The following is a 2638-nucleotide window of genomic DNA, read 5'->3' as shown; positions in this document are numbered from 1 at the left end:
GCAGGAAGGCCACGCCCGCCCCCACCGCCACCGCGGCGATCAGCCACGCCACCCGCTTGACCTGCCGCTCCAGCGGGCTTTCTTCGCGGCCGACGCGCTGGGACAGCGCCGCGATCCGGCCGAGTTCGGTGTGCATGCCGGTGGCGAACACCACCGCTCTCGCTTCACCGGCCGTGCAGCTCGTGCCGCTGAACAGCAGGTCCCGCGCCTGGAGCAGCGGCCCACTCCCGTCGAGGAGATCGGCGGCCCGGTAGGCGGGCATCGATTCCCCGGTCAGCGTGGACAGGTCCACCTCGACGCCCCCGCTGATCAGCCGCGCGTCGGCCGGGACGCGGTCCCCCTCTTCCAGGAGCAGCACGTCTCCCGGCACCAGCTCCCGCGCCTCGACGAGCACACGGGTCCCGTCACGCAGGACCTTCGACTTGGCCGCCAGGTAGACCGCGAGCGCCTCCACCGCGCGTTCCGCCTGCCGTTCCTGCACGAAGGCGAAGATCGCGTTGAGCACGATCACCGCGACGATCGCCAGCCCGAGCACGAGGGAACCGGACACCGCCGCGAGCACCGCCGCGAGCCACAGCAGCAGCGCCAGCGGATGAGTGAACTGGCCCAGCAGTTCCCGGCCCCAGCCCCCGCCGCGCCTGCGCGTCAGCTCGTTCGGCCCGTAGACGAGCAGCCGCCGCGCGGCTTCCCGCGCGGTCAGCCCTTCCGGCCGCGTGCGCAGGTCCCGGAACACCCGGTCGAGCGGCTCCTGGGGATTTTCCAGTTCCACCTCGTCCCGAACCGTCATTCCGCCAGCATGTTCGACACGGCGGCGGGCCGGGCAGGGACGAAAGCCCCTCACCCCCGGGGCGAAGGCCCCGGGGGTGAGGGGAACCGGTGTCAGCCCGGTGTCAGCCCAGTGCCTTGAGCAGTTCGGCGGCCAGCGGCGCGGACGAGGCCGGGTTCTGGCCGGTGTAGAGGTTGCGGTCGACGACCACGTTGGGCGCCCACGGCTGCCCTTCGTCGAACTCGGCGCCGAGCGCGACCAGCCGGTCCTGCAGCAGCCACGGGGCCTTGTCCGCCAGCCCCGCCTGCCGCTCCTCGTCGTTGGTGAACCCGGTCAGGCGGTAGCCCGCGAAGGGCGACCCGCCCTCGCCTTCGGTGGCGAGCAGCGCCGCCGGGCCGTGGCAGACCACGCCGAGCGGCCTGCCCGATCGCAGGACCTCGGTCAGTACCCGGGCGGAGTCCGCGTTGACGGCCAGGTCCTCCATCGGACCGTGCCCGCCGGGGTAGTACACCGCGTCGAAGCCCGTGAGGTCGACGTCCTCGAGTTTGACGGGATGGTGCAGCGGGGCCGCCGAGTCCAGCAGCCCGGCGATCTCGGCGGCGCCTTCCGGCCCGCCGTTCACCTCGGGCGCGAGGCTGCCACGGTCGACGACCGGCTCGACACCGCCCGGAGTGGCGACGACGACCTCGTGCCCCGCCTCGGTGAAGGCCCGGTACGGGACGGCGAACTCCTCGGCCCAGAAGCCGGTGGGGTGGCGCGTGCCATCGGTCAGGGTCCAGTGATCGGCCCCGGTCATCACGAACAGAATCCTTGCCATGGCTCCCACGCTAGGCGCGTTCCCATACGCTGACCAATAGGATCGGTGCTATGCCCCATAAGAACGGTGATGGGAGTGGCGTGCTGGACCTGATGCTGCTGCGCACCTTCCTCGCGGTCCACCGCGCCGGTTCGTTCACCGCGGCGGCCCGGCTGCTCGGCCTGTCCCAGCCCGCCGTCACCGGGCAGATCCGCGCACTGGAGGAGCAGCTCGGGCGGCCCCTGTTCGAACGGCTGCCGCGGGGGGTGGCGGCGACCACGGTGGCGGACGAGCTGGCCGCCGAGATCGCGGTGCCGCTCGACCGGCTCGCCGCCGTCGCCGGGCGGGGCCGGGCGGCGGACGGGGCGGCGGACGACGACGTGCTGCCCGAGCCGGTGCACCTCGGCGGGCCCGCCGAACTGCTCGGCGTGCGCGTCCTGCCCGCGCTCGCCCCACTCGTGGCCGGGGGGCTGCGCCTGCGCGTCACCCCGGGCCTGGCCGACGACCTGCTCGAGGGCCTGCGTGCCGGGCAGTTCGATCTCGTCGTGTCCGCGATCCGGCCCCGGGGCCGCAGCATCCTCGCGACCCCGCTGATGGACGAGGAGTTCGTGCTGGTGGCCGCGCCCACGTGGGCGGCGCGCCTCGGCGCGCTCTCCGCGCGCGATCCCGGGCCGCTCCGGACGGTCCCGTTGATCACCTACGCCGAGGACCTGCCGATCGCGCGGCGGTACTGGCGGCACGTCTTCGGCACTCGCCTGGACACCCAGGCCGCCGTGGTGGTGCCGGACCTCCGCGCGGTGCGGGCGGCCGTGGCCGCGGGCGCCGGATTCAGCGTCCTGCCCCGGTACCTGTGCGACGACGACCTGGTCTCCGGCACGCTCGTGACCCTGCTGGAACCGGAGGACCCGCCCCTCAACACGGGTTTTCTGGCCCAGCGTGCGGGAGCGCGGGCGAGCGCCCAGGTCCTGCTGGTCCGGGACCATCTCCTCCAGCAAGCCAAATCCTGGTAGCAGCTCCGCCCCCTGGCCGCGCCAATGCCGTGAAGGGCCCCTTCACAGTCGTATCGACTGTGAAGG

The 2638-nt window shown here is 73.4% G+C and carries 3 protein-coding genes; 1 reads left to right on the top strand and 2 read right to left on the bottom strand.

Annotated features, from left to right (window positions below):
* On the bottom strand, nt 1–787 hold a 787-nt coding region (locus tag FNH05_RS35900), incomplete at its 3' end, for an HAD-IC family P-type ATPase (protein ID WP_144593292.1).
* A gap of 103 nt (nt 788–890) precedes the next feature.
* On the bottom strand, nt 891–1583 hold the full coding sequence (locus FNH05_RS35895) for a type 1 glutamine amidotransferase domain-containing protein (protein ID WP_144593291.1): 693 nt from the start codon (nt 1581–1583) through the stop codon (nt 891–893).
* A gap of 50 nt (nt 1584–1633) precedes the next feature.
* Between FNH05_RS35895 and FNH05_RS35890 the strand changes: the two genes are divergently transcribed.
* Entirely contained in the window at nt 1634–2572 is a 939-nt protein-coding gene (locus FNH05_RS35890; RefSeq protein WP_144593290.1) for a LysR family transcriptional regulator, read from the top strand.
* Nucleotides 2573–2638 lie beyond the last annotated feature (66 nt).

The organism is Amycolatopsis rhizosphaerae, assembly GCF_007713715.1.
GTDB lineage: Bacteria > Actinomycetota > Actinomycetes > Mycobacteriales > Pseudonocardiaceae > Amycolatopsis_E > Amycolatopsis_E rhizosphaerae.
Note: the sequence above shows the minus strand (reverse complement) of the source record. Positions and strands in the feature narration are given on the sequence as shown.